Origin of the sequence: Marinobacter sp. CH_CUG1437-1, from assembly GCF_037029655.1 — a bacterium.
GTDB lineage: Bacteria > Pseudomonadota > Gammaproteobacteria > Pseudomonadales > Oleiphilaceae > Marinobacter > Marinobacter salsuginis.
Genome location: NZ_JAYMEW010000001.1, coordinates 778609 through 804349 on the forward strand (window position 1 = coordinate 778609; position 25741 = coordinate 804349).

Below are 25741 nucleotides of genomic sequence, written 5' to 3' on the forward strand. Positions count from 1 at the left end.
GCGCGCATCTTACCGGAAACCGGGCCTCGCGCGATAATCCGGGTGGCCCTCACTTCATCGGGACAGTCTGCTAGAATGTCGGCTTTCTTTGTCCCGCCCATTCAGACTGATGGATTGACTTTTATGACGGCAGAGTGGATTTCAATCGGCCTTCTGGCCCTTCTTGTGCTTGTATTTGTTCTGGATATCGCCGGAAACCGCAGCCGGGCACCGCGCCCGAAGCCGGTGCCGCAGCGCAAGCCAGAGGTTGCCAGAGGGGCGGCACCGGAGCCGGAAAAAGCCGAGAGCGAAACGCCTGCCACTCCCGAGCCGCAACCAGAGTCGGTGGCTGAACCAGAGCCGGCCCTGGAGCCTCAGCCCGCAGAAGAGCCCCAGAAAGCACCGGAACCCGAGCCTCAGGTCAGCGTTTTCGAACGCATCAAAAAGGGATTGGGTAAGACCCGGGCGAGCCTGACCGGTGGTCTGTCAGACCTGTTCTCCCTGAGCAAGAAAATTGATGAGGACCTGCTCGAGGAAATCGAAACCACGCTGTTAATGGCGGATGTTGGCGTTACCGCCACTTCTGAGATCATTGAATCGCTCACCGACAAACTTGAGCGCAATCAGCTCAAGGACGGTGAGGCCCTGCGACAGGCGTTACGGGATGAATTGCACGGGCTGCTGAAGGATGTGACCAGGCCCCTGGAAATCGACTCCGGCAAGACCCCCTACGTCATCCTCATGGTGGGCGTGAACGGCGTGGGCAAGACCACCACCATCGGCAAGCTTACCAAGAAATTCCAGAACGAAGGCAAATCGGTCATGCTGGCCGCCGGCGATACCTTCCGTGCTGCGGCGGTCGAGCAGTTGCAGGTCTGGGGTGAGCGCAACAATGTGCCGGTGGTGGCACAACACACCGGTGCTGACAGTGCCTCGGTGATTTTCGATGCCATCCAGTCAGCCAAATCCCGTGGCGTAGATGTCGTGATCGCCGATACCGCCGGTCGTCTGCAGAACAAGGATAACCTGATGCAGGAGCTGGAGAAGGTGGTCCGTGTGATGAAGAAACTGGACGAATCTGCGCCCCACGAAGTCATGCTGGTGCTGGATGCGGGCACCGGCCAGAACGCCCTGAGCCAGGCGCAGGTGTTCCAGCAGGCTGTGGGCGTGAGTGGCATTACATTGACGAAACTGGACGGCACGGCCAAAGGCGGTATTGTGTTTGCCATTGCCCGTCAGTTGCAGTTGCCGATCCGGTTTATCGGTGTTGGTGAGCAGGTGGATGATCTGCGCAGCTTCGATGCCGAAACCTTTGTGGATGCCCTGTTTGACGAATAGCCCGGAATCCAGCCGCGCGGAAACCGCCCATGATTGAGTTTCGCCAGGTCACCAAGCGCTACGACAGTGATCATACCGCCCTGCGTCAGGTCAACTTTGGCCTGGAGCGCGGCGAGCTGGCGTTTCTGACCGGCCATTCCGGTGCGGGTAAAAGTACCCTGCTGAAACTGATCATGGTGATGGAACGCCCCAGTGCCGGCGAGGTGGTGGTAGGTGGACAGGTTCTGAACCGCTTGCCCCGCCGCCAGATTCCCTATATCCGACGCCATATCGGCGTGGTCTTCCAGAACCACCAGTTGTTGTTCGATCGCACCGTTTTCGACAACGTCGCCATGCCCCTTGAAGTCATGGGTGCTTCACCCAGAGACACCGGCCGGCGTGTGCGCGCAGCGCTGGACAAGGTCGGGTTGTTGCAGAAGGAAAAAATGAACCCGATGCAGCTCTCCGGCGGTGAGCAGCAGCGCGTCGGTATTGCCCGGGCGGTGGTCAACAAACCCCCGGTACTGCTGGCGGATGAGCCGACAGGTAACCTGGACCCGGCGCTGTCCGCCGACATCATGAATCTGTTCGGGCAGTTCAGCCAGGTGGGCGTTACCGTGTTGATCGCAACCCACGATATTGCCCTGATCAATGAGATGGGGCGGCGAACATTGAAGCTGGATCATGGTCGCCTGGTTGCTGGCGGCACCTCGGTTATTGGCGGAGGTGTCAGTGGCCGCTGATCCGCGTAAAAAGCCGCAACCTGCACGAGGCGCCAACAAGGCCCGGTCGCCCTGGCGTGAGCAGGCTGAGAGCTATTTCACCCATCATCGCAAGGTTGCCGAGGATAGTGCCCGGCGTCTCTGGCGCAATCCGGTGGCCAGTTTGATGACCTGGACCGTGATGGGCGTTGCCCTGGCCTTGCCGGTGGCGCTGCTGTTGCTGCTCACCAGTCTCCAGGGCGTAAGTGCGGGCTGGGAAAGCAGTGCCCGGGTGACCGCTTACATTGAGCTGACTGTGCCGCTTGAGCGGGCACGGGTGTTGAGCAGTGACATTGCCAGCGACGGCCGGGTGGCCGGTGTCGAGCTGGTTGATCGGGACCAGGCCCTGGAAGAATTTCGGGCCTCATCGGGCCTGGAAGATGCCCTGGATTATCTCGAAGACAACCCTCTGCCACATACCCTGCTGATTACCCCTGAGGAAGGCGCCCGTTCCACCGAGGGGGTGGAAGGCCTTGTTCGGTTTATTGAAGGCATGGAAGGCGTCGAGCGGGTTCAGGTGGACCTCGGCTGGTTGCAGCGTCTGAACGCCATGACGGATCTTCTGGCCCGTGCGGTCTGGGCACTGGCGATTCTGCTGGCTGCTGCGGTTGTGCTGGTGATCGGCAACACGGTCCGTCTTTCGATTGAGAGTCGCCGGGACGAAATTCTGGTTGCGAAACTGGTGGGCGGAACGGACAGCTTTGTCCGCAGGCCCTTTCTGTACACCGGCGCATGGTTTGGGCTCGGTGGCGGGATTGTGGCGCTGATTCTGTTGCAGTTGTCTCTGTGGTGGCTCAGCGGGCCCATAGAGCGGCTGGCAGGGCTGTATCGGAGTGATTTTTCCCTCGACGGTTTGCAGTTTGATGGGGCACTGGCGTTGATAATTGTTGCGATGCTGCTAGGCTGGCTGGGCGCCTGGGTCGCTGTGAAACGTCATCTGGATGACATGGAGCCGGGTGATATTGCCGGAGGCGGATGATCCGGATAGCGGGAAAACCGTATTGAAGAAACAGCTTCTGCTGGCGTAATTTCGAAGCCAGCAAAGCCAAGGTGAAATTTTCAGGTAGTTGATTTAGAACGTTTTACTGGAGATTTCGGGAACTTTCAGAGTTCTTGGCGGTCCAAAAAGTAGTTGGTATATTTAAGGGCCGTCGGGTTCGGAGGTTAGAGCATGGGTACGAGTTTACAACTGGTTGACAGACTGGTTCCGGGTCAGAATCTCGAGTCTTACATTCAGGCTGCGAGCCGCATCCCGGTGCTCACAGTGGACGAAGAACGGGAGCTGGCTGAAAGGCTCCATTATGAGGGCGACGTAGAGGCCGCCCGTCAGCTGGTTATGTCTCACCTGCGCTTTGTGATTCACATTGCCCGGAGCTATTCGGGTTATGGTCTGGCTCAGGCGGATCTGATTCAGGAAGGTAACGTCGGCCTGATGAAGGCGGTCAAACGGTTCAATCCGGAATACGGTGTGCGCCTGGTGTCCTTTGCCGTTCACTGGATCAAGGCAGAGATTCACGAGTTTATTCTGCGCAACTGGCGGATTGTGAAAGTGGCCACTACAAAGGCCCAGCGCAAGTTGTTCTTCAATCTGCGCAGCCAGAAGAAGAAGCTTGCCTGGCTCAGCCATGATGAGCTGAACGCGGTTGCCGAAGATCTGGGTGTTGAGCCACGGGTGGTCCGCGAAATGGAAGGCCGACTGGCTTCCCAGGATACGGCGTTCGATGGTCCGCAGGACGACGATGACGATAACGCCTATCAGGCACCGGCGTATTATCTGGAAGATGCTCGCAGCAATCCGGCCACTCAACTGGAGAACGCCGATTGGTCCGACGATTCCAACGGCAGGCTGATGCAGGCTCTGGAGCAGCTGGATGAGCGCAGCCAGGATATTCTTCGGGAGCGCTGGTTGTCCGAAAGCAAGTCGACGTTGCATGAGTTAGCAGACAAATACGGCGTGTCGGCGGAGCGAATCCGGCAGCTTGAGAAGAATGCGATGAAGAAGATTCGCATGCAGATGGTTGAGGCGGCCTGACCAGGCGGCCCAATCCCGCGACTGAGTCGTTAAAACGCCACCACCGGTTCCGGTTGGTGGCGTTTTTGTTTGTATAATCGGAAACTTTACCTTGGGGGCAGAAGCGATTGGGTAGGCCTTTCCAAAACACGCTGTGAATACGTCCATGTACGCTCGGCTCCGCCATCCATGGCTCCGCACGGTTTTGGAAAGGCCCACCCAATCCCTTCTCAAACCTTTGTGCAAAGGCCTGAAATATGACTGATAAACACCTTCATATCGCATTTCTCGGTATCGGCCTCATGGGCGCGCCCATGACCCGTAACCTCCTGAACGCGGGTTTCCCGATGACCTTGTGGAACCGCACGTCTAGCAAGTGCGAGCCCTTTGCTTCTGAAGCAACCATTGCCAAATCTCCGGCGAAGGCGGTTGCCAATGCGGACGTGGTGATCACCATGTTGGAGAACAGCGATGTGGTGGAGCAGGTGCTGGTTAAGCAGGGGGCTCTTGAGGACCTGAAGCCGGGGGCGCTGGTGATTGATATGAGCTCGATCCAGCCTTCTGTGGCCCGAAGGCATGCTGAGTTGGCGGCGGAGCGGGGTGCCGGCTATGTGGATGCGCCGGTGTCCGGAGGTACTGTAGGTGCTGCGGAAGCTCGCCTGAGTATCATGGCGGGTGGTTCCGAAACCGATGTCGATCGTGCTAAGCCGGTGTTTGAGGCGCTCGGCAAATGCACCCGTATCGGGCCTGTGGGTTCAGGGCAATTGGCGAAGCTGGCCAATCAGGCTATTGTTGGAATCACCATTGGTGCCGTGTCCGAGGCGCTGCTGCTTGCGGCGAAAGGCGGTGCGGATCCTGCGGCCGTGCGGGAGGCCTTGCTGGGCGGGTTTGCTGGTAGCCGGATTCTGGAGCTGCATGGGCAGCGGATGATCGACCGTGACTTTGCCCCCGGTGCGCCAGCACGCATTCAGCTCAAGGACATGCGGATGATCCTGGACGAGGCCCGGGCGGAAGGGCTGACCTTGCCCCTGGCCCAGCAGACTCACAACGAGTACCTGTCGCTGGTGGCGAATGGCCACAGTGATGTCGACCATAGCGGCCTGTTGCTGGAGCTGGAGCATCTGAACGGTGCGCTGCTTGGCTCCCTTGGTCGCGGCCCGAAGGAGTAACCACGCCATGCCCCGTTTTGCTGCCAACCTGTCGATGCTGTTCACGGAAGTGGATTTCCCCGAGCGCTTTGCCATGGCCCGGGCCGCCGGTTTTGAGGGGGTGGAGTATCTGTTCCCTTACGCCTACCCCAAAGACCTGCTCAGAGACCTTTTGAACGATAACAAACTGTCCCAGGTGTTGTTCAACCTGCCGCCCGGCGACTGGGATGCTGGGGAGAGGGGTATCGCCTGCCTGCCGGACCGGGTGGAGGAGTTCCAGGCCGGCGTGGATCAGGCGATCGACTATGCCAAAGCCCTGGGCTGTCGGCGGCTAAACTGCCTGGCGGGCCTGAAACCCGATCATGCCTCAGATGAGATTGCCTGGAACACGCTGGTGAACAATGTCGCCTGGGCAGCCCCCAGGCTTGCGGAGGAGGGTATCACCCTGTGTCTGGAAGCCATCAATTCGCGCGTGGACATGCCAGGCTTTGTTCTGGATACCTCCGGCAAGGTACTTGCGTTGATTGAGGAAGTGGATGCGGACAACGTGCGCCTGCAGTACGACCTTTACCACATGCAGATTATGGAAGGGGACCTGGTGCGCTCCATGGAGTGCCTGTTGCCCTGGATCGGCCACATTCAGTTTGCCGACAACCCCGGCCGACACGAGCCCGGTACCGGGGAGATTAACTTTTCGAATGTTTTTGCGGCCATCGATGTCATGGGGTATGACGGCTGGGTAAGCGCGGAATACCGGCCTACCGGGGCAACGGGCGACAGTCTTGGCTGGTTTTCAGGCAAGCTCTGACCGTCGCCATTGGCGACACCCTCTTACAAGATCGTAACTGGCCGGGTTGCCAACTTCTTCGTACCCTTGTCCTAACTGTAATCCGCTATCGGGAGGAGAACCGGTGAAAGCGCTGGTAATCGAAGACGATCAGGACGTTGCAAATTATCTTGTCAAAGGGCTGAAGGAATCCGACTTCGTGGTCGACCATGCGGCCGATGGCAAGGAAGGCATGATGATGGCGGCCAGCGAAGATTACGACATCATGATTGTAGATCGCATGCTTCCCGGCATGGACGGTCTCTCCATTATCAAGACCGTGCGGGCGACTGGAAACCAGGTGCCGGTTTTGATTCTCAGTGCCCTGGGTGATGTAGACGACCGTGTTGAAGGTTTGCGAGGCGGTGGCGACGATTACCTGACCAAGCCGTTTTCGTTCACCGAACTGTTGGCTCGGATCGAATCCCTGGTTCGTCGTAATCGCCAGTCCGCAGAGACCGAAACGGTATTGCGGGTGGCGGATCTGGAAATGGACCTGCTGGCGCGGACTGTCAAGCGGGCCGGACAGAATATCGATGTCCAGCCCCGGGAATTCCGTTTGCTGGAATACCTGATGCGTAATGCCGGTCAGGTGGTTACCCGGACCATGCTGTTGGAGAAGGTCTGGGATTATCATTTTGATCCCCAGACCAACGTGATTGACGTGCACATCAGCCGGCTGAGAGCCAAGATCGACAAGGAATTCGATACCCCCTTACTGCAGACCATCCGGGGTGCAGGGTACATGTTACGTGAAACTGCTTAGCCAGCTCAGGACATCATCCTTCCAGCTAGCCCTGCTGTACATGGTGGTGTTTGCCACCTCGGTATTCCTGTTACTGGCCTTTATCTACTGGCGTACGGCGGGCTTCATGACCGCCCAGACCGACGAAACCATCGAGGCGGAAATCGCCGGTCTGGCGGAGCAGTATCGTGGCCGTGGTGTGAACGGCCTGATCACTATTATCCGTGAGCGTGTTGCCCGCGACCCCAACGCCAAATCCATCTACCTGCTGACGACCGACGATTTCCTCAAGCTGGCCGGAAATATTGAAACCTGGCCGGAAGGCAGTCGTTCCGAAAGTGGCTGGATCAATTTCACCCTGAACGAATCGGTGGGCTGGAACGGGCCCGAGCGTCTGGCCCGAGCCCGCATCTTCGAGGTGCAGGGTGGCATGCGCCTGCTTGTGGGGCGCGATGTCGACGAACTAACCAATCTCAAGCGGGTGATCGAAACCGCCATCAACTGGGGAATGGGAATCACCCTTGCCTTGGCGTTACTCGGTGGTTTCCTGATGAGCCGAAGTACGACCCGGCGCATCGAGGTTATCAACAACACCTCCCGCCGGATCATGAACGGCCATCTGTCCCTGAGAATTCCAACTCGTGGCACCGACGATGATTTTGACCAGCTGGCAGAAAACCTGAACCAGATGCTGGACCGGATTGTGTACCTGATGGAAGGCATCCGGCACGTCTCCGACAGCATTGCCCACGATTTGCGCACCCCCCTGACCCGACTGCGCAACCAGCTGGAAAACACACTGATGTCGGTGGATAACGATGAAGCAAGGGAGCAGGCGGGCCGCGCAGTGGCGGAAGCCGACCAGTTGCTGGCCACCTTCAACGCTCTGTTGCGTATCGCACGCCTGGAAACCCGCGGCAATACCGCGGACATGAAACCTGTGCCTCTGGACGAGCTGGTTGCGGATGCCTGCGAACTCTATGAAGCCCTGGCCGAGGACAAAGACCAATCGTTTGAACAGGATTTGCAAAGCGGTGTGAAGATCGAGGGTGACCGGGACCTCCTGTTCCAGATGGTCAGCAACTTGATTGATAATGCCATCAAATACACGCCTGAACACGGCGTTATAGGCGTCTCGGTTCGGCGGGAAGATTCGGAAGCCGTCTTCGAAGTTCGCGACAGTGGCATCGGTATTCCCGATGCGGAGAAAGACCAGGTTTTCCAGCGCTTTTATCGAGTGGGCAAGAGCCGTTCGTTACCGGGGAACGGGCTGGGCCTGAGCCTGGTGAGCGCTGTTGCGGAAATTCACCAGGGCCGGATCGTTTTGAGCGATACTCATCCGGGAGAAGAGTCGCCGGGGCTGACTGTGGCTGTAAAGATCCCTGCCTTTAGCGAGGCCCGCAAACGCATTCGAGCGACCCAGGCAGAGCAGTCGGCAGATTCGGCGGCCGGGGAAACCCAAGCCGCCTCTCAATCCACCGGCGTGAAGACTCACTGACTGGCGCGGAACCGGTTGATCTTCGAAAGCACCGGGCCGATCAGCGCATCTTTGCGGGATTCGATCTCGTGGGTAATCTTCTCAAATTGCGAACGGCGACGATTTACCCGTACCTGAATGCTGTCCCATTCGCCTTCCAGATGCTTCTGTTCTGCCGCCAGGAAAGCCGCGATGTTGTGCCGGTTGACCTTGCCGGTGATTCCGTACTGATCCAGACGATAGCCAAGGGCATCCACGCCATTGAGAGCCATATTCAGCAGCGTTTCGGTATTCATGTTGATTTCTCCAAAAGTGGAATCTGCAAAAACGTATAACACCAACGCTATGCTTCGTTCCTAGAGTCTGCAACCTAATTCCGGGTGCCAGCGTTCATCGATACCCTGACTAAAAGGTAATTCCTCGGCCACGATGGTGTAACCAACGGTGTGCATAATTGAAACTGTAGCTTTGGAAGCCTGCAGATTTGTTGCTTGCTTCTCCCTCCAGCACAGCGCTAGCCTTACCCCGTTTTTACGGGGTTTTTTTATGCCCTGAATTTTCTGATTTCCAGCTGCAGAGGACGTTACAAGACCAATGAGTCAGGTTCCCGGTAATGGTGGCCCGCGCCCCAGATACATCACGCCCGAGGGCGAACAGGCCCTGCGGGAGGAGTTGCAGTATCTCTGGAAGGTGAAACGCCCGGAGGTTACCCAGGCCGTACGTGAAGCTGCTGCCCTTGGCGACCGGTCCGAGAACGCGGAATACATATACGGCAAGAAGCAGTTGCGGGAAATCGATCGCCGGGTGCGCTTCCTGAGCAAACGCCTTGAAGAGCTGACCGTGGTTGACCGTTTGCCGGATGACCGGGAAAAAGTGTTCTTTGGTGCCTGGGTGACGGTGGATGATGAAGACGGTGAGGAACAGACCTATCGTCTGGTCGGCGCGGATGAGTTCGATCTGACCAAAGGCTATCTCAGCATCAACTCCCCCCTGGCCCGGGCGCTGATTGGCAAACGCCTGGAAGACGAGGTGAGCGTTCGCACCCCCGAAGGCTGGAAGTCGGTGTTCGTGGTGGGTATTCGCTACCAGGCGCCTGAAGACGACAAGTGAATGATGTCACAAAATTGGCGAGTGCCCGGGCAGTTTGACGGATTTGTCGATAAACTGATCAAAATTTGTCACAGCTGGTCGCAGACAGGATCGTCTGCCGGGGAAATGCCATGGGTAAGCGTGGAAAAGTCGGAATCGTTCAGCGCAGGATAAGCAGGCCGTTAGTGTTGGCGGGGCTTGTCGCGGCGTGGGCCGTTGCAGGTGGGGTGTTTGCCCAGAGCGACAATCAGGAAAGCGCTTTCAAGTATGAAGAGCGCTCTACCATTCACACCATCCAGCTGAATTCCATGGAGGAGGAAACTCTGGCCAATACGGTCATTGAAGGGGGTCTGACAGCTCCGGCTGCGGGCGTACCGCTCAAACCAAGGGTCGAAGACGATTTTTACCTCGATCCGCTTGGTCTTCGCCCCGGTGACAGCCGCACTGACCTTGGCCGCTCGCAGATCCCGGTGGAGTTCCGTTTCAGCAATCCAAAATCCATTCCCGGGCAGACTCACAGCAACAACTACGTGATCCGCCCACCCGAGAACCGCACCTACGACGCGCTGAACATCAATATGAACGAGCGTTGAGACAGGCGTTCAGGCTGCTGCGCAGCCGTTGTCCGCCGCGGGCGTCTTACCAAGTACATCTTCGTAGAAAAATGTCAGCGCCTGGCTGGCCTGATTGAAACGCGCCCGGGATACCCGCATGCGTTCGTTCAGGTAGTCCAAAAACTTCTGGCGGTCTTCATTGGCCAGTGCATCGGGATCTTTCATGTCGCTGAACAGCACGAATCGGGTGATCCAGTGCAGGTAGGTCTGCTCTGAGCGTTGATTGAGCTTGTGCTGATGAATGGCGTCCTTGACCCGTGCCACCAAGCCTGGCTGGGACTGTTCCAGCGCTTCTGTGATGTCCATAAATAACTCTTGCTGATGAATTGGTTTTCTTATTTTGGGCGCATCTTATGACAAGAGATTTACGAGCGCAAAGCTTTATTCAGGAAGATTGACTCTGGTCATTTTCTGACCAGAGTCTGGGCTGGAAGGCCGATTACTTCAGGGCTTCGAGCTTGTCGATGTACTTCTGCATGGCGTCATCGCTGGACATGCCTTTGAGTTTCTCCCAGGCATCGAATTTGGCGCGGCCCACGAAATCCATCATGCCCGGGCGCTTGCCGGACACATCGCCCTCGGTGGCCTGTTTGTACAGCGCATAGAATTCCAGTTTCATCTCGTTGGAGGGCTTGAAGTCGCCTTCGGCGGTCTGGATGTAGTTGACGGCTTCGTCGAAGCGGGTTTTCAGGTCACTCATGTTGATCTCCGTATGGTTCTACTTTGGTCCTGTTTGTTGGGCGAGTATAGCTAGCCGCTGTTCGACCGTCATTGGCTGATTTTGGCTTTGGGGCTTTAATGAAAGCGAATGGGATGCCATCGGGCAGTAAGGGTCTATATTTGGAAAACGCCAATGTTCAGCGGCCGGTTTTTAGTGCAACGGAAAACCGGTCCGGTGGAGGCCCGCCAGGGCCGGAACGAACTGCAACCACTTGTTATACCATGAGTTTACTTACCACTAAGGATGCCACCTTTCTTCCGTAGTCGTCCAAGCACTTGGGGCCGGTGTAGTTGACGTTGCGTGGAAACTCCTCTCTAAGATAGCGATGTGCAATGGCCGATGATTTCATTGCGAGCTCGAAAGACGGAGTGATTCCTTTGCTGAAATGGTCTGAATCGAAATGAGCAACAATTTTGTTTCTAAAATTGGTCATTTCCTGCCAGTAAGCTTTGAATTCCTTATCTGTCACATTGAGCTGCCTGAACAAAAGCTCTCTAAATCGTTGCTCGTCACCAACAACTGCTTTCCAATGCGTTTCTTCAGTATTCGAACCGAATACCTTGCACCAACTGATAGCGGCATCACAGAGAAGTGCATTACATATAGAGCGAAAAGGGAAAAAATAGCCCGTTCCCTCGTCAAGCTGACCAAGGCGATCCCACAACGCACAAAACGAGTAATATGATCTTGAGAAAGTCGCCAAATACATCATGCTGTGCTCAATTTGTCGGATCATCTCTGCACTCATGATTTACGTATAGCGCTTAGCTTTGCAGCGTGCTGGAGCGCAGCGCAGGCGCGGCCGCGAACAGCCACTGGTTATTTGGAAATTAGAACGGGATATCATCGTCCCACTCAGGTTCTTGTGTACCCCCTACCGGAATATTCTCGATCCCATGTTTGGCAAAGAGACCGTTCAGCTCCTTCACGAAACCTGTAGATTTAGTGAGCACTTGATTGTCGCTGACTTCACTACGTAGGCTTTCGAGGGAATCTTTTGGTATATCCGGCTGCTCTTGAAGAAGAGCTACCTTTTCTAGCGCATCGTCTACTTCAGTTGACTGAGAGATGGCATTCGAAATACAGCGAATCATTTTCGCCCGAGTCTTTGGCGATTTTACGATTGTATTGAATATTTCCTCAGCCACTTGGGCAACGGTTTTATTAACGGCCTGTATTCCCTGATATTTACCAATAAAACCGTACGGATCTAGGCCTTTTCGAACCGGAATAATGAGTATGTCACGGCCGACCGCAACGCCAACCTCCTGATCACACCAATTGCTTTCTTTAAAGCCTGGCATTAGCAGGCAAGCCATGGCATCCATTGTTTGCAATGCCGCTTCTATTTCGGTTTGCCACTCCTTGCTAGGCTCAATGTCTTCGTGCGCCACAAACCCCGATATGGCGTAATTTCGTAGCGCATGTTGGAGTTGACCAGTCTTTACCTTGAAGGATGCTAGGTGGCTTAAAAACAACCTGAAATGCCCAACTTTCCAGAACGTAGCCTCTCTGGGGGCGCTGGATGAGTACGCGTGTTCTAGCTCCAATTCATCCGCGATTCGGAGTACCAAATCTTCGTTTGCATCAGCCAATAGTTCCTTAACGTAAACCCACTTGCTATTCGCGCTCGGTTGGAAATCCTTGCAGTCAATGCCGTAGGCTCCGAGGTAAACATCAATGTCAGAAAAGCTCATCCTCGACTGAAGCTCGCGCCCAATTCGGTCAATGAGATGAATTCTGTCTAATACCTTCATCGCGAAGATTCCTTTCTCACGTAACGCCAGTCAGCATGCGCGGCTGGGAAATGAAGGCGAAGCTGCAATGTGGCAGGCGTCGCGTCACTGGCCTTGTTAGGCATCATACTGCCTTGCGCAGGTTTTTCTCGAGAGTTTTTCTTACATCAAAAACACCGAAAACCAGGGTCCGCTTTGGTAATTTAAAGGCTTTCCGGAGATCGGCAGCTAAGTCCAATGCCTTTAACCCAACCTTTGCCGATTGGGCTACTGCAGTCTCGCGCACTGCACTAATATCCGCGGTAACATCCCACTGAAACGCAGCAACTTGATCAGCTTGACGAATTTCTTGAGGGAATATCATTAGCCTGTCTGCGACTTCAGCTTTTTTGGGTCTCAAGAACCCTGCAGGAATAGACAGGTTTGGTAACTCTGGGACACTACCCATAAATGCACCCGCATGACCATCCGATTGCTCTGCGAGATCATTGTCGGAAATTCGGTCAGCACAGTCGATTGCATAACCTTCAAGGGTTATGGCCGCAGTTAGTGCATCAAAACGAGCATTGTGCTTGTCTTTACGAGTTTCCCACCACGCGTTTATGGCTGCGCCCGCTACGGTTGCAACCAATGCACTTGTAATTACTGTCGAAAAGAATTGGTCCATCACTCTCTTGCCTAACAGCTAATTATACGAACGCGTTCGCCTATTTCGCATTTGGGAGAATCATAGCGCTGAACGTTCTGGAAATGCATTTTCCCCTATAATCAGGCGCCTAACGCTCCGTTTCCAATACGTGATGCTTGAGTAATGCGCCCAATTGCTCCTGCGGCAGTTTTGTCGCGGGCGTATAACTTCCAGAGCTCTCATGCCAATTGTGGCCTAGATCAGAAGATTATCGGCAATTCCCCGATGTCTTTTCGGAGTTTTGCGAACGGACTCGTATAATTCCATCGTCACCCATAACGGCAGGGTAGTCCAAGCGTCTGCATCACGCATGAAAATGAGAGAAGTCCAAGTTTCTGTGCAGCCGATTGTTTGGTTCTCAATGAGTTGCTAGAACGGGTAAAAAGGCTATGGCTTATACACACGGTGCAACATGAGAACCAATATCGTTATTGATGATCAGTTAATGGCTGAAGCCCTTAGAGTCTCTGGTTGTGAATCCAAAAAAGAAGCCGTTGAGCAGGGTTTAAAACTCCTGATTCAGCTAAGCAAGCAGCAGGGGATTCGAAAGCTGCGCGGCAAAATCGAGTGGGAAGGCGATCTGGATGAAATGAGGAGTGTACGATGATACTCGTGGATACCAGCATTGGATCGACTATTTAAAAGGAGTGAAAAACCCCGAAAGTCGTCCCATGCCGGATCATATCCCAAATCGTGCCTTTTGTTCACTCGTTCATGGAGTTGGTGGACTCGGCGGTGGTACAGTTTTCAGTCGCGTAACAGCCTTTCGTTCGTAATGGCGACATGGAAGCAATAAGGTGAAAAGGATATCTGTATGAAAGCATTCGTAGTTTTAATGCTCCTCGGTTCCATCTCCCTCTCCGCAAATGCCGGCGTCTACAAATGGGTCGACGCCAACGGCCAGACCCATTTTGGAGACCGTCCACCGGCTCAGGCGGCATCCAGTGAAGTCAAAGTAAATGCCGCCCCGGCCAGCGTGGATGCGGGGGCACGAGAGCGGCATCAGAAGATGACCGACTTTCTGGATCAGCAGCAGGAAGAGCGTGAGGCCCGGCAAGCTGCGAATGCTAAAGCAGAGGAGAAAGCGCAGGAGCAGGCCGAGCTGTGTAAAAAGCTTCGGGCACGTCTGAAGTTCCTGGCCAGCGTCTCGACTTTTTACAACATCAACGATCAGGGCGAGCGGGTCTATGTGAATGAGGCCGAGAACGCCCAGATTCGGGAGGATTTTCGGGCGAAGGTGCGCAAAACCTGTGGCAACCCCTAGGGTGCCTTGGTTCCCAATCAGCGCCCTGGCTTGACGGGGATCAAGACCGACAAGAGCAGCGAGCCATACACTGGGATCAGTGAATTTAATCTCATCCCCCACAGTCATGGAGACTGCACGAATGTCCCTGGAAAAGCACGATCTGATTCACGAACTGCCGGAATACAAAGAGGCCATCCACCTTCTGAAAACCAACAGCGCTCACTTCGCCAAGCTGTTTGATGAATATCATGAGCTGGATCATGAGGTGCATCGCATCGAAACGGGCGCTGAGAACACGTCCGACGACTATCTGGAAACGCTCAAGAAGAAACGGCTGAACCACAAGGATCAGTTGTTCGCAATGATACGTGAATACGAGGCCTCAACGGCCAGCTGAGTATCACGCCGCCTTCACGGAAACGTCTTACCGTCGTAACCCTCCTTGTGAACACTGGTGATGCAGTATCATTCATTTCACAAGGAGCTGGTTATGAAGTTACGCACGATCCTCGGGCTGTCGCTCTGCTCGGCCGCCCTCTCTGTGGCGCAGGCCGCGCCGGGTAAGTCCCATCCTGAATCCTGGGTGCCGCCCGGTCTGGACGACTGGAAAGATGTGCCTGCCCAATCCTGGCATAAGCGCGCGGCGGACAAGCAGCCGATCCACCTGGGGCCTCGGCCGTTCTGGCTGGTCGATAATATGGATGAGGGCCCCTTGAAGGAGCGCCTGCAGTCCTGCAATACCCGCCATCTAAAGCGCTCGGATTTTTCTATCGGCCACCGTGGCGCCCCTCTGCAGTTTCCCGAGCACACCAAGGAGTCTTACGTTGCCGCAGCGCAGATGGGCGCAGGCATTGTGGAGTGTGATGTGGCATTCACCAAGGACCGTGAACTGGTTTGCCGGCACGCCCAGAACGACCTGCACACCACAACGAACATCGTCGCGGTCCCGGAGCTGAACGCCAAGTGCACCCAGCCGTTTGTACCAGCCGATCTGGCATCGGGCACACCGGCCCGTGCCGAGTGCCGCACCAGTGATATTACCCTCGCAGAGTTCAAGTCCCTGAAGGGCAAGATGGACGCCTATAACCCCATGGCAACCACGCCGGAGGAGTATCTGGCTGGCACGGCCGATTGGCGTACAGACCTCTATGCCAGCCGTGGCACGTTGATGACCCATAAAGAGAGCATCGAGCTTTTCAAGGCTCTGGGCGTCAAGTTCACCCCGGAGCTGAAAACCCCGGTGGTGGATATGCCGTTTGAGGGTGACTATAGCCAGCAGGACTATGCCCGCCAGATGATCGAGGATTACCTCGATGCGGGCGTCCGGCCGAGGGATGTATGGCCCCAGTCATTCAATCTGGACGATGTGCTGTTCTGGGTAAACGAGACGCCCCGGTTTGGCCGGCAGGCGGTGTTCCTTGATCAGTCGGTCCCTACGCCGGAAAACACCTCGCTGGCCAACATGGAGAGACTGAAGGCACAGGGCGTGAATATCCTCGCTCCGGCCCTCTGGAAGATGCTGACGCTTGATAGCTATGGTGAGATTGTTCCGTCGGAGTACGCCGAAAATGCCCGTACCGCGGGTCTGGACCTGATCGCCTGGACGGTTGAGCGCAGCGGCCCGCTGGAAAACGGCGGTGGCTGGTATTACCAGACAGTGACTGATGCCATTAACAACGACGGCGATATGCTGACCGTGATTGATGTTCTGGCCCGTGAAGTGGGGGTGATTGGTATCTTCTCGGACTGGCCAGCTACCACTACGTTCTATGCCAACTGCATGGGGCTGGGCAGGCATTGAGGCTAAACAGGCGCAGCAACATGCTGCGCCTTTTCACAACTATTGAACGTTTTCCAGTTCACCAAACCGGTCGGCGAACAGTGCCGAAGACAGGTAACGCTCCGCCGTATCCGGCAGCACCACCACAATATTCTTACCCTGGTATTCCGGCTGCTTGCTGATTCGAACTGCAGCCACCACCGCCGCGCCGCAGGAAATGCCGCAGAGAATGCCCTCTTCCTGCATCAGTCGATGGGCCATGTCCATGGCGTCTTCATTGGTGACAGTCTCCACCTGATCGACCATTTCCAGGTCCAGGTTCTTGGGTACGAAGCCAGCCCCGATGCCCTGAATCTTGTGAGGGGATGGTTTGGGGTCCTCACCGTTCATCACCTGCGTAATCACGGGCGAGTCGGCGGGTTCGACGGCAATGGTGGCAATTTTCTTGCCCTTGGTGCCTTTGATGTAGCGGGAAACACCGGTCAGTGTGCCGCCAGTGCCAACCCCGGCCACAAAGACATCGACCTCACCGTCCGTGTCGTTCCAGATTTCCGGGCCGGTGGTGTCCTCGTGAATTCGGGGATTGGCCGGGTTCTGGAACTGCTGAGGCAGAAAATGATTGTCTGGATCGCTGGCAAAGATTTCTTCAGCCTTGGCGATGGCGCCCGGCATACCTTTGGCTGGTTCGGTCAGTACCAGCTCTGCACCGAGTGCTTTGAGTACCTTGCGACGCTCCAGGCTCATGGAAGCGGGCATGGTCAGGATCAGTTTATAGCCCCTGGCGGCTGCCACGTAGGCCAGGGCGATGCCCGTGTTTCCACTGGTGGGCTCCACGATGGTCATACCGGGTTTCAGGGTGCCGCGTTTTTCGGCGTCCCAGATCATGGCTGAGCCAATCCGGCATTTGACCGAATAGGCCGGGTTGCGGCCCTCGATCTTGGCCCAGATGGTGGCGCCATCGTTGACGCGGTTCAGTCTGACCAACGGGGTGTTGCCGATGGACAGGGAGTTGTCCTCGTAAATGCGTGCCATGGTGTTCTCCTTGTAGCTTTGTTTTTATTCTAGTCTAGCACCACTCAGGAGCCCACCGAACGAGCTTCGAGGCGGTTGCGGCCATTCTGTTTGGCCTGATAGAGCGCCTGGTCAGCCTGCCGCAGAAATTCCGCTGGCGAGTCGTCGGGTCCGGGAATGCCCGTGGCGAGGCCAATGCTGATGGTCAGGTTGACTTCGTGTTCGCCGCACACCGAGCAGCTTTTCTGTACGGCCTTGCGGAAAGTCTCGAGGCGATTCCTGATCTCGTTCCTGTCTTCGTAGCTGGCAAAAATAACAAACTCTTCACCACCGAAGCGGGAGAGCCTGTCGGTTTCCCGGCGGAAGTGTTCACGCATCAGGCCAGCCAGTGTTTGCAGGCAGACATCCCCCGTCTCGTGGCCGTAATTATCGTTGATCATCTTGAAATGGTCGGCGTCCACCATCGCGACAGCAAAGCCCGAACCGTGGCGCTGGCACCATTGGAAACTCTTGCGGAATTCCTGGTCGAAATAGCTTCGGTTGCCCAGCTTGGTCAGGTCGTCGGTAACGCTCAGCCGGGCGAGGGTTTCGTTGGCGTGGGACAGATCCCTGTTTAGCCGACCGAGTTTTCGGTTCCAGAAGACAAGAAGGCCGGCTATGAGTATCGCGGCGATGGATAAACGCCAGATCAGCGTGTAATCCACCGGTTCCTCAATTCGAATATTGCGCCATTGCCTTTCAAGATTCTGCCGTTCTTCGGAAGTCAGGCTGGATACCAGCTTTTGCATGATGCCAAAAACCACTGGCTCTTCTTTGCGAGTTGCCACCGACAGTGACCAGTCTGCCGGAATACGGCCGATGACTTTCAAATCGGCAAGGCCAAGTTCCTGCATGTAATAACTGGCTGTGGCAAGTGTTGTAACGTACCCATATAAATCGTCGTTCTGCAGTTTCCGTAGACCAGCCTGCTCGTTGGCCACTTCAACCAGGTTCAATGAGGGATAGCGGCTTTGCAGAAGTTCTTCGAAGGCGTAACCCTCAACAATGCCAATCCTCTGCCCTCGGAGATCGCCAACCCGTTCGATAAAGGGAGCCTCAATTCGGCTGAGGACAACCGTGGGCACCTCAAGGTAAGGGTCGGTGAAGTTCAGGTAATCCAACCGCTCTGGCGTTTGCATTGCCATCGTGAAGATATCGCACTCGCCTCTCTTGATGCTGAGAATGGATTCTGTCCAGCTCTCGGTACGAACCAGTTCGAATTGAATGGGCGTTCGTTTGGAAAACAAACGCACCACTTCAGCTGACAACCCCTCGTGCCTTCCTTCGGCATTGAGGCCTTCAAGAGGGAACCGATCCGGATCGATACAGGTTTTGATTTCATAGTTGCGGGCCTCCAGCCACGCCAGCTCTGCCGCATTTAAAGTTACTTCGGCAGTTGCTTCTACTTCCGGATCGACGCTGGCCCCCAACCATCGGGTTTCGATTGCACGCATCTCTTCCGGGGTGATTGCTGCCAGTGCTTCGTCCAGAATATCGACCAGCGGCGACAGGCCGGGCCTGACTCCGAATCTGAGATCCTCCCCGCTCTGGCCATCGATGACCAGTTCACCCGCGATTCGCACACCCGGTATGCCAATCTCACGGACCCAGAAGTTGCCGTTGGGGAGAGCCGCGAGGACTACATCCACCTCATCCCTGGCCAGTGCCTGGAACATGGTGGCCTGGGTTGTAAAAGTTCGGACATTGTCACCCAATGCGTTGCGCACTGGTTCTTCGTAGTAAATGCCTGACCCGAAGGCTACTCGCTGGGTCTTCAAGTCTTCCAGGCTGTCGATACGTAAAGCCGGATCACGGGTAAACGCAACGTTGGGAATCGTGTGATAGGGCTGTGTAAAGCGGGTAAACGCCTCGCGCTCCGGACGGTACGACATATTGGCCAGCACATCGATTTCACCCTCTCTGAACAGCGGGAACAGTTCGATCCATTGGCCTTCGACAGGGATGATCTGCAAACCGGTCAGATCTGATATTCGGCTCAGCACATCAACGCTCAACCCGTGAATCCGGGTCGCGCTTTCGAAGCTGTAGGGCGCGTAGTCCCGCATCAGGCCAACGCGAACAGGGCCGGTCTCGGCGATAAACTCGCGCTGCTCCCGAGTCAGGCTAAAGCTGACGCCATTGGCAAGGTTATTGCCGCCCAGCTCCCGCCAACGGTTGAGCAGCTCGTTAATACGCTCTTCCGGAATCTGTTCCAGGCCCAGGGCAATTTTCTGGTAAAGATCCTCATTGGTTTTGAGTACGCCAATGCGAAAGTCCTCGGTTGCCAGATCTCCCAGTGGAGCGGTTCCGATGATCTCGAGAAAACCGAAGCCAGCCTGGTTGGCATAATATTGAAGGGTTAGTCTCGGGCCAATAATGACATCAACCCAGCCAAACGCGAGGGCACGAATCATGCTGCGGACAGAATCGTAGCCGGTAATGGATAGCCCGTGTTCCTCAAGAGAGTCACGGTAATAGACATCGCGCACCACGCCTATCCGCATGTTTTCGAGGTCCGATAGCGAGCTGAACTGGCCCACCGGCTCCTGGCTATTGTGCATGAGATAAGTCTGGCGAAGATGGTAGGGTTCGGTGAACCGAATCTGTTCGGAGCGCTCGGCACTGAATGAAATGCCATCAATAACATCCAGCTCACCCCGTAGAAACGCATCGTAGATCTCCGGCCAGCTACCGGCCCGGAACCGGAAGTTCAGGCCCGACTGTCGGGCCACTTCCCTGAGAACATCCACAGAAAAGCCGGAGGCGCCGGGGCCATCATCGAACGAGTAGGGTTTGTTGTCGCCAACGATACCGACGGTAATGGTCTCGTCGGGCTGCTCGGAAAACGCCAATGGGGCTGTCAGCAAAAGATAAAAGCCCCAGAGAAATGCAGCGGCCACCATCCAGCATCCGCTATTTTTGTGAGTCGCGCGAGTTTTCATCGGCAGGCCGGCGTTCCTTTACAGCTTCTTTTTTAGTGTAGCTGTAAGCGGCCCGTTTGAACATTATTCAGGCGCTGACCGAGCGACCGGTGTAATCGGAGAAGTCGGGCTTTTTCGGCTGGTGCTGGTCGTCGGTCATGTAGGCTGAGGTCAGAATGAATTCGGCCGTTGCCCGGTTGCAGGCCACCGGGATGTTCCACAGCGCGGCAATCCGCAGCAGGGCCTTGATATCCGGGTCGTGGGGTTGGGGTTCGAGTGGATCCCAGAAGAACACCAGCAGGTCGATTTCGCCCTCGGCAATTTTTGCGCCGATTTGCTGGTCGCCGCCCAGGGGTCCACTGAGCAGGCAATGGATGTCATCCCGCTCCAGGTTGTCCCGTAGCAGCCGTCCGGTGGTGCCGGTGGCGTAGAGTTTTAGTGGGGCAAAGCGGGTGCGGTTTTCGGCAACCCAGTCCACCAGCTCCTTTTTCTTGTTGTCGTGTGCCACCAAAGCGACGGATTTTACGGCCATTTGGGGTAAAGTCTCCTGTTATCAAGGTTTTTTCAGGGTCAGTGTTTCACAGCCTGACCCGCGACGGAATAGGAAAGAGGTTTATGTCTGCGAATGCACCCTTTGACTGGCAATCCACTCCGGCGGCGGTCTGGCGTCGCCATCGTTCAGGGCTTCGTGCCATCCGCCGACTCGATCCGGTGCAATGGCAGGACCTGAAGGGTATCGACCGGCAACAACAAGCCCTGGCCCGCAATACCGAGCGCTTTCTTGCTGGTGAACCCTCCAACAACGCCTTGCTCTGGGGCTCCCGGGGCACGGGTAAGTCGTCCCTGATCAAGGCATTGCTGAATCGATATAAGGAGCGCGGGCTCCGGATGATTGAGGTGGACAAGGACGATCTGGTCAATCTGCCAGAGATTGTTGACGACATTTGCGATCTGCCGTTCCGATTCGTGATTTTCTGCGACGATCTGTCGTTCGACGTGGGCGAGTCCAGCTATAAGGCCCTGAAAAGTGTGCTTGAGGGTTCCCTGGAACTGCCGCCGGAGAACGTGCGGGTATATGCCACCTCCAACCGCCGGCACCTGATGCCGGAGTTCATGTCTGACAACCTCAAGAGCGAGATGCGGGACGGGGAGCTGCACCCGGCGGAGGCCATCGAAGAGCAGGTCTCGCTGGCGGACCGCTTCGGTCTGCAGCTATCATTCTATGCCTTCTCGCAGGACGTCTTCCTACAGGCCGTGGATGCACTTTTCCCGCAATTTGATGACCGTGAAGGCCTGCACCGGGAGGCCATTCGCTTCGCCACCGCCAAGGGCGTGCGCAACGGCCGAACGGCCCAGCAGTTCTACCGGCAGTTTGCCGGCGAGCGGGAGCTGGGCAAACTGAAGTAGCTACTGCCGTTTTGCCATCTTGATGAAGTGGTGGTGGACCACACGAACCCCGAGAAACACCAGGGTCATCACCACCGGAATGGCGATGCCGAGAACCAAGGTTTTGTTGAAGGCCACGCCAGCTTCATAAACCGAATCCAGCCCGAATTTCAGCAGGCCAATCAGGTAATAGGTAATGGCTACCACGGAGAAACCTTCCACCGTGTGCTGCATCATCAGCTGAATTTTGGAGCGCCGGTCCATGGAGCTGAGCAGTTGCTGGTTCTGGCTCTGAATGGCCAGTTCCACCCGGGTGCGCATCATGTCTGACGCCCGGTCGATCCGGCGTGACAGATCTTCCAGCCGCTCACTGACCGCCTCGCAGGTTTTCACCGCCGGTGTCAGCCGGCGGGTCATGAATTCGGTCAGGGTCAGGTGGCCTGAAAGTTCGTCTTCCCGCAGTTCTTCCAGGCGGGTCAGTACCAGCTGATGGTAAGCTCTGGTGGCGGAAAACCGGAACGTGGAGTGGGCTCGGAAGGCCTCGATACGGGCCGCGATGTTGGTCAGCTGGGCCAGGAGCTTTTCTTCATCCACCGTTTCGTTTTCGGCCAGTGATCGGGTAATCACTGCCAGTTTCTCGTCCATATCGTTCAGGGATGGCGTGATTTCCCGGGCAACCGGTAGCGCCAGCAGCGACATCAGGCGGTAGGTTTCAATTTCCATCAGGCGCTGGGTAAGACGACCCAGTTGGCTGTCTGACATGTGGTGGTTCATCACCATAAAGCGGCCAAAGCCGTCACTGTGCAGCCGGAAGGTGCCCCACACGCGGGCGGCGCCTTCCTGGGGGCTGGAGCCGACCAGTCGCATGCCTTCGAAGTGCTTGCGGACATAATCCAGGTCGCCCTCGGTGCCATCAGCGGCGGGCCGGACTTCCAGATGGAAGGCAGCAATCACTGTGCCGGTCAGCTGTTCCAGCCAACCTGCCGGCAGCGGCGTAATACCCGTCTCGGTAAATGGTGCTTCATCGCCCGCGTCCAGATTGATGAAGGTGTAGGACGCAAACTCCATGTGCATCTCGCGCCGAACCCGCAAAGAACCAAAGGTGTGCTCGAAGCAGCCCACTTCTTTTTCGGGCACCGGGTGCCCCATCAGCCGATGAAGCTCCTGCAGATGCCGGAATTGCTGTTCCCGCTGCTCGGGCGTGGTCAGCACCGCCATCTGGGTGACCCGCGCCGGTGTCGGCAACACCTGGAACGGCCGCGAATGGAGCTCGTTGTAGAGATCGTTCCTGAGCGGGTGAATATCGAGGGAGTCCAGGCGTGCGCTCACGGCGGGCAGTTCCTGTTTTCAAGAATGGATGGCAGGGATAATAACCCGGAAGCTCACGCCGTCAATGCCACCTTGGGTGCGGTTGCGGGCTTCCACCCGGGCACCATGGTAGTCGGCAATTAGACTCACGATCAGCAAACCCTGCCCCAGGTGGCCCTGTTCCTGGCCCTCCCGCATCGAGACAAACGGGCTGAAAATGTCCGTTGTGGTGTCTTCTGGCAGCGCCGAGCCCTGGTTGAAAACGGATAGGCGCAGGCCTTCTGAACTTGAGTCCAGACCTACCTCGATCAGGCCATCCTGCGGTGTGAAATCACGGGCGTTGTCCACCAGTTTGTCGAGAAGCTGCACCATGAGTTCCGGAGAGCCGGTGATCATGCAGCCCGCATCGGGCCCCGAATAGCGAATCTGATGGCTGGGATCAAGTGCCTGGTAGGCGGCCGTGGCTTCGGCGGCCACTGCGGCCAGATCAAACTGTTCTTTATCCGCATGGTCCAGGCTCTGCTCAAGCCGCGCGGCTTCGCTCATGCCGTGGAGTATCTGCCGAAGGCGCTCGGTGGCTGAAGCAGCCCGTTCAATGTACTGCCTGCGTTCTTCTTCCGAGTCGCTGTGGCTGAGGTTTTCCAGCGAGGAACGAACCACCGCGACAGGGGTTTTCAGCTCATGGGACAGTCGCCTCGAGAAGCTCTCCAGGTAGCGGTTGTAGCCGTGGAGCCGGTCCACCATCAGGCTGAAGTGCCGCTGCAGTTGGCCCAATTCATCGTTGCTTCGGGCATCCGGCACCCGGCCGGTAATCCGGCCATCTTCGTCAATGCTGGCGCTGACAGCGCGCTGCAGGCGAGTAATTCGCCATGACAGCCAGCTGGCGTAGCCGAGCAGAACCAGCGTTAGAGCAACAATGATCAGTGTGCTACGGGCGATGACCGAGCCCAGGGCAGAGCCGGAAAGAGTCAGGAGCTGGTCCAGTGACTGTTCAAGGATCAGCGTGCGACCACCGAAAACCTCCCTCGTGGTTAGCAGCCAGACGCTGTCATCCTCGTGTCGAACGAGGCCTTCCTCCGGGAGAGCCTCGATAGCCACACGGTTTGTGCCGGTTTCAATGGCGGTGGGCTCCGGCTGGTAGAGGCGCACCAGGCCCCGGAGGGCGTTGAGACTGATCTGCTCGACCACCTGCAACGGGCTCAGGCTGTCGAAATCCGGCGCTTGCGACGCAGTGTCCGAATGCTGCCGTGCGATCACCCAGCCCGCCGGTTCAACCAGGCGTACCCGCTGGCCCTGGTTTAACTGCGGTTCCAGTTGGCGCTCAAGGGCCAGATTGCGACTGACCAGAATCGGCAGCGGATCGACCGGCGTAGAAACGCCGGCTTCCTGGCCATTTCCCCACAATGCCGCAAAACCCAGGCGGCTGCGGTTTGCAGGCATGGGTAACTTCAGCTCTAGTTGCCAGCCGCTGCCGGTTTGTTGCATGAATCCGGAAATACGGTAGTCCGGCTGTTGGCTGGCTTCTTCCAGACCATACAGCTGACCCGGAGCCGGCGTGCGCAGCAGCCAGGATGTCCGTTGCGCACCGGGAGTCAGGTTGCCCGGAGCTGGCTCCAGCCACAGCCTGAGACGATCATGGGCCTGGTCTGGGCTGCCCGGGTTGAAGAACACCGGTTGTCGCTGGTTAACGCGGATCAGCAGGAACAGGTGCCGCCGGTCGGTCATGGCCTGCCATTGAAGAGAGTGCTCTCCGGTTTGGCTGCGGGTTTGGCCTTGCCAGTTTCTGTCCTGATTTTCTTCGTCAAAGCCCGGCCAGTCAGCACCATAACCATCCAGATTCAGGCTACCCGTTAGCGGCTCAACATAGATGGCTGACTCCTCGGGTGTGATGACGGTTGCACCAATGATTTGATCGCCGGCGGTTTCCGCCAGCCTCTCGGCCTGGGCCTGCAATTGCAGCCGGGCCTGCTGTCGGAGCGCGTCGTCCAATTCCAGAACGAACTGCAGACCTGCCCAGGGGATTAGCAGCATCAGCAGGCTGGCGACGAACAGCTGTCGTTTGAGACTCAAGGTTCAGACCTCACGGGCATTCCAGCGATAACCCATGCCGTAGGCGGTCTGGATGCCATCGAAGGTCTCATCCAGTTGCAGGAACTTGCGGCGGATACGTTTGATGTGAGAGGTGACGGTATTGTCGTCCAGTACTGTGCTGGCGGCTTCCATCAACTGCTCGCGACTGCGCACATGGCCCGGGTGCTGTACCAGGGAGTGCAGCATCCAGAATTCGGTGACGGTCAAATCGATGGGCGTCTCATTCCAGGCGACGGTCATGCGATCCACGTTGAGCGTGAGTTTGCCTCGCTGGAGTACTTCATCCGGCTTCTGCAGGGCTTCGGCCCAGGCATCGGCACGTCTGAGCAGGGCGGTCACCCGTGCCAGCAGGTGGTCCAGGCTCATGTCTTTGGTGACATAGTCGTCGGCGCCAAGACGCAGGCCGTGGACAGAGTCGATGTCGCTGTCCCTGGCAGTGAGGAAGATGATGGGCAGGGTCTGGGACAGTGACCGCAGATCCTGGCACAGGGCGAACCCACCTTCCGGTTCATCGCCCAGACCGACGTCGATAATCGCCAGATCGGGCAATGACTGACGCAGAACCTGCCACGCAGATGACCGGTCGCCATGGGCGCTTACACGGTAGCCACGGCGCTCGAACGCGGCGCGGTAGTTGTCGCGGATGGCGGGTTCGTCTTCGATCAGTACAACGTGTTTTTTCATGGTGGCGGCTGCTTCCCGTTGCCGATGTGTGCCTATTTAAACACGGCAGAGGGTGATAACAAGTTCGAAGGGCATTGTTGCCACAATTCATCATTTTTTGAGGGCGGTTTGTCGCAATCTGCCATGGGAGTTCCTTTCCGGATTGCTGGAATGGCGATGTTTC

27 protein-coding genes are annotated in these 25741 nt (G+C 56.6%); 15 read left to right on the forward strand and 12 right to left on the reverse strand.

The window, feature by feature from the left end; translation table 11 throughout:
• Positions 1–123: 123 nt before the first annotated feature.
• From ftsY to WA411_RS03570, 8 genes are all read left to right on the forward strand, one after another.
• The gene (ftsY, locus tag WA411_RS03535; protein WP_069182261.1) at positions 124–1317 is read left to right on the forward strand and encodes a signal recognition particle-docking protein FtsY; all 1194 of its coding nucleotides are present in this window, start codon (positions 124–126) and stop codon (positions 1315–1317) included.
• 29 nt (positions 1318–1346) lie between these two features.
• Positions 1347–2039: a cell division ATP-binding protein FtsE gene (gene ftsE / locus WA411_RS03540; protein ID WP_136630885.1), complete on the forward strand. Its 693-nt coding sequence runs from the start codon at positions 1347–1349 to the stop codon at positions 2037–2039.
• Positions 2029–3036, forward strand: a complete 1008-nt coding sequence (ftsX, locus tag WA411_RS03545; protein ID WP_069182259.1) for a permease-like cell division protein FtsX — start codon at positions 2029–2031, stop codon at positions 3034–3036. Before ftsE ends, ftsX begins: the two co-directional genes overlap by 11 nt.
• 192 nt (positions 3037–3228) lie before the next feature.
• Positions 3229–4089 carry an RNA polymerase sigma factor RpoH gene (rpoH, locus tag WA411_RS03550; RefSeq protein ID WP_069182258.1) on the forward strand — a complete coding sequence of 287 codons (861 nt, stop codon included), beginning with the start codon at positions 3229–3231 and terminating at the stop codon, positions 4087–4089.
• Positions 4090–4325: 236 nt separating this feature from the next.
• Positions 4326–5237 (forward strand): NAD(P)-dependent oxidoreductase, encoded by a 912-nt coding sequence (locus WA411_RS03555; RefSeq protein ID WP_291904636.1) that lies wholly within the window; start codon positions 4326–4328, stop codon positions 5235–5237.
• Positions 5238–5244: 7 nt separating this feature from the next.
• A complete protein-coding gene (hyi, locus tag WA411_RS03560; RefSeq protein ID WP_291904634.1) occupies positions 5245–6024 on the forward strand; it encodes a hydroxypyruvate isomerase in 780 nt (259 codons plus the stop codon).
• 103 nt (positions 6025–6127) lie between these two features.
• Entirely contained in the window at positions 6128–6808 is a 681-nt protein-coding gene (locus WA411_RS03565) for a winged helix-turn-helix domain-containing protein (protein ID WP_008175694.1), read from the forward strand.
• A complete protein-coding gene (locus WA411_RS03570; protein ID WP_153634074.1) occupies positions 6795–8285 on the forward strand; it encodes a HAMP domain-containing sensor histidine kinase in 1491 nt (496 codons plus the stop codon). Before WA411_RS03565 ends, WA411_RS03570 begins: the two co-directional genes overlap by 14 nt.
• Here WA411_RS03570 and WA411_RS03575 read toward each other — a convergent pair.
• Complete coding sequence (locus WA411_RS03575) at positions 8279–8560, reverse strand: hypothetical protein (protein ID WP_136630881.1); 282 nt, start codon at positions 8558–8560, stop codon at positions 8279–8281. The two genes, WA411_RS03570 and WA411_RS03575, sit on opposite strands and share 7 nt — an antisense overlap.
• A gap of 298 nt (positions 8561–8858) precedes the next feature.
• On the opposite strand from WA411_RS03575, the gene greB reads away from it, so the two are divergent.
• Positions 8859–9374, forward strand: a complete 516-nt coding sequence (gene greB, locus WA411_RS03580) for a transcription elongation factor GreB (RefSeq protein WP_291904629.1) — start codon at positions 8859–8861, stop codon at positions 9372–9374.
• Positions 9375–9484: 110 nt separating this feature from the next.
• Positions 9485–9946, forward strand: coding sequence for a hypothetical protein (locus WA411_RS03585; RefSeq protein WP_291904627.1), 462 nt, complete (start codon positions 9485–9487; stop codon positions 9944–9946).
• Between the two features lie 9 nt (positions 9947–9955).
• Here WA411_RS03585 and WA411_RS03590 read toward each other — a convergent pair whose 3' ends face one another.
• The 5 genes from WA411_RS03590 to WA411_RS03610 all read right to left on the reverse strand — a co-directional run bounded on the left by WA411_RS03590 (position 9956) and on the right by WA411_RS03610 (position 13091).
• Positions 9956–10273 carry a site-specific integrase gene (locus tag WA411_RS03590; protein WP_291904625.1) on the reverse strand — a complete coding sequence of 106 codons (318 nt, stop codon included), beginning with the start codon at positions 10271–10273 and terminating at the stop codon, positions 9956–9958.
• A gap of 133 nt (positions 10274–10406) precedes the next feature.
• The gene (locus WA411_RS03595; protein ID WP_069182250.1) at positions 10407–10667 is read right to left on the reverse strand and encodes an acyl-CoA-binding protein; all 261 of its coding nucleotides are present in this window, start codon (positions 10665–10667) and stop codon (positions 10407–10409) included.
• Positions 10668–10902: 235 nt separating this feature from the next.
• The gene (locus WA411_RS03600) at positions 10903–11424 is read right to left on the reverse strand and encodes a hypothetical protein (RefSeq protein ID WP_291904623.1); all 522 of its coding nucleotides are present in this window, start codon (positions 11422–11424) and stop codon (positions 10903–10905) included.
• Between the two features lie 94 nt (positions 11425–11518).
• Positions 11519–12445 carry a toll/interleukin-1 receptor domain-containing protein gene (locus tag WA411_RS03605; protein WP_291904620.1) on the reverse strand — a complete coding sequence of 309 codons (927 nt, stop codon included), beginning with the start codon at positions 12443–12445 and terminating at the stop codon, positions 11519–11521.
• 103 nt (positions 12446–12548) lie between these two features.
• Entirely contained in the window at positions 12549–13091 is a 543-nt protein-coding gene (locus WA411_RS03610) for a hypothetical protein (protein ID WP_291904619.1), read from the reverse strand.
• A 433-nt stretch (positions 13092–13524) separates the two neighbouring features.
• Here WA411_RS03610 and WA411_RS03615 point away from each other — a divergent pair, with 433 nt between their 5' ends.
• The 4 genes from WA411_RS03615 (at position 13525) to WA411_RS03630 (ending at position 16159) form a co-directional block, all read left to right on the forward strand.
• Positions 13525–13719, forward strand: a complete 195-nt coding sequence (locus tag WA411_RS03615; protein WP_291904617.1) for a type II toxin-antitoxin system VapB family antitoxin — start codon at positions 13525–13527, stop codon at positions 13717–13719.
• A 207-nt stretch (positions 13720–13926) separates the two neighbouring features.
• The gene (locus tag WA411_RS03620; RefSeq protein WP_291904615.1) at positions 13927–14376 is read left to right on the forward strand and encodes a DUF4124 domain-containing protein; all 450 of its coding nucleotides are present in this window, start codon (positions 13927–13929) and stop codon (positions 14374–14376) included.
• A 121-nt stretch (positions 14377–14497) separates the two neighbouring features.
• Positions 14498–14755, forward strand: coding sequence for a YdcH family protein (locus WA411_RS03625; RefSeq protein ID WP_069182247.1), 258 nt, complete (start codon positions 14498–14500; stop codon positions 14753–14755).
• Positions 14756–14848: 93 nt separating this feature from the next.
• The gene (locus WA411_RS03630) at positions 14849–16159 is read left to right on the forward strand and encodes a glycerophosphodiester phosphodiesterase family protein (protein ID WP_291904613.1); all 1311 of its coding nucleotides are present in this window, start codon (positions 14849–14851) and stop codon (positions 16157–16159) included.
• A 39-nt stretch (positions 16160–16198) separates the two neighbouring features.
• Here WA411_RS03630 and cysK read toward each other — a convergent pair whose 3' ends face one another.
• The 3 genes from cysK to WA411_RS03645 all read right to left on the reverse strand — a co-directional run bounded on the left by cysK (position 16199) and on the right by WA411_RS03645 (position 20641).
• The gene (gene cysK / locus WA411_RS03635) at positions 16199–17170 is read right to left on the reverse strand and encodes a cysteine synthase A (protein WP_069182244.1); all 972 of its coding nucleotides are present in this window, start codon (positions 17168–17170) and stop codon (positions 16199–16201) included.
• A gap of 44 nt (positions 17171–17214) precedes the next feature.
• Entirely contained in the window at positions 17215–20091 is a 2877-nt protein-coding gene (locus tag WA411_RS03640; protein ID WP_291904610.1) for a transporter substrate-binding domain-containing diguanylate cyclase, read from the reverse strand.
• Positions 20092–20197: 106 nt separating this feature from the next.
• Entirely contained in the window at positions 20198–20641 is a 444-nt protein-coding gene (locus WA411_RS03645) for a methylglyoxal synthase (RefSeq protein WP_104321209.1), read from the reverse strand.
• Between the two features lie 83 nt (positions 20642–20724).
• Here WA411_RS03645 and WA411_RS03650 point away from each other — a divergent pair, with 83 nt between their 5' ends.
• Positions 20725–21516: an ATP-binding protein gene (locus WA411_RS03650; RefSeq protein WP_291904606.1), complete on the forward strand. Its 792-nt coding sequence runs from the start codon at positions 20725–20727 to the stop codon at positions 21514–21516.
• Here WA411_RS03650 and WA411_RS03655 read toward each other — a convergent pair whose 3' ends face one another.
• Genes WA411_RS03655 through pdsR form a run of 3 tightly spaced genes read right to left on the reverse strand, consistent with a single transcriptional unit; the run spans position 21517 to position 25578 of the window.
• Positions 21517–22824 (reverse strand): DUF3422 family protein, encoded by a 1308-nt coding sequence (locus tag WA411_RS03655; protein ID WP_069182241.1) that lies wholly within the window; start codon positions 22822–22824, stop codon positions 21517–21519.
• An 18-nt stretch (positions 22825–22842) separates the two neighbouring features.
• The gene (locus WA411_RS03660) at positions 22843–24873 is read right to left on the reverse strand and encodes an ATP-binding protein (RefSeq protein WP_291904603.1); all 2031 of its coding nucleotides are present in this window, start codon (positions 24871–24873) and stop codon (positions 22843–22845) included.
• Positions 24874–24876: 3 nt separating this feature from the next.
• Positions 24877–25578: a proteobacterial dedicated sortase system response regulator gene (pdsR, locus tag WA411_RS03665; RefSeq protein ID WP_069182239.1), complete on the reverse strand. Its 702-nt coding sequence runs from the start codon at positions 25576–25578 to the stop codon at positions 24877–24879.
• Positions 25579–25741 lie beyond the last annotated feature (163 nt).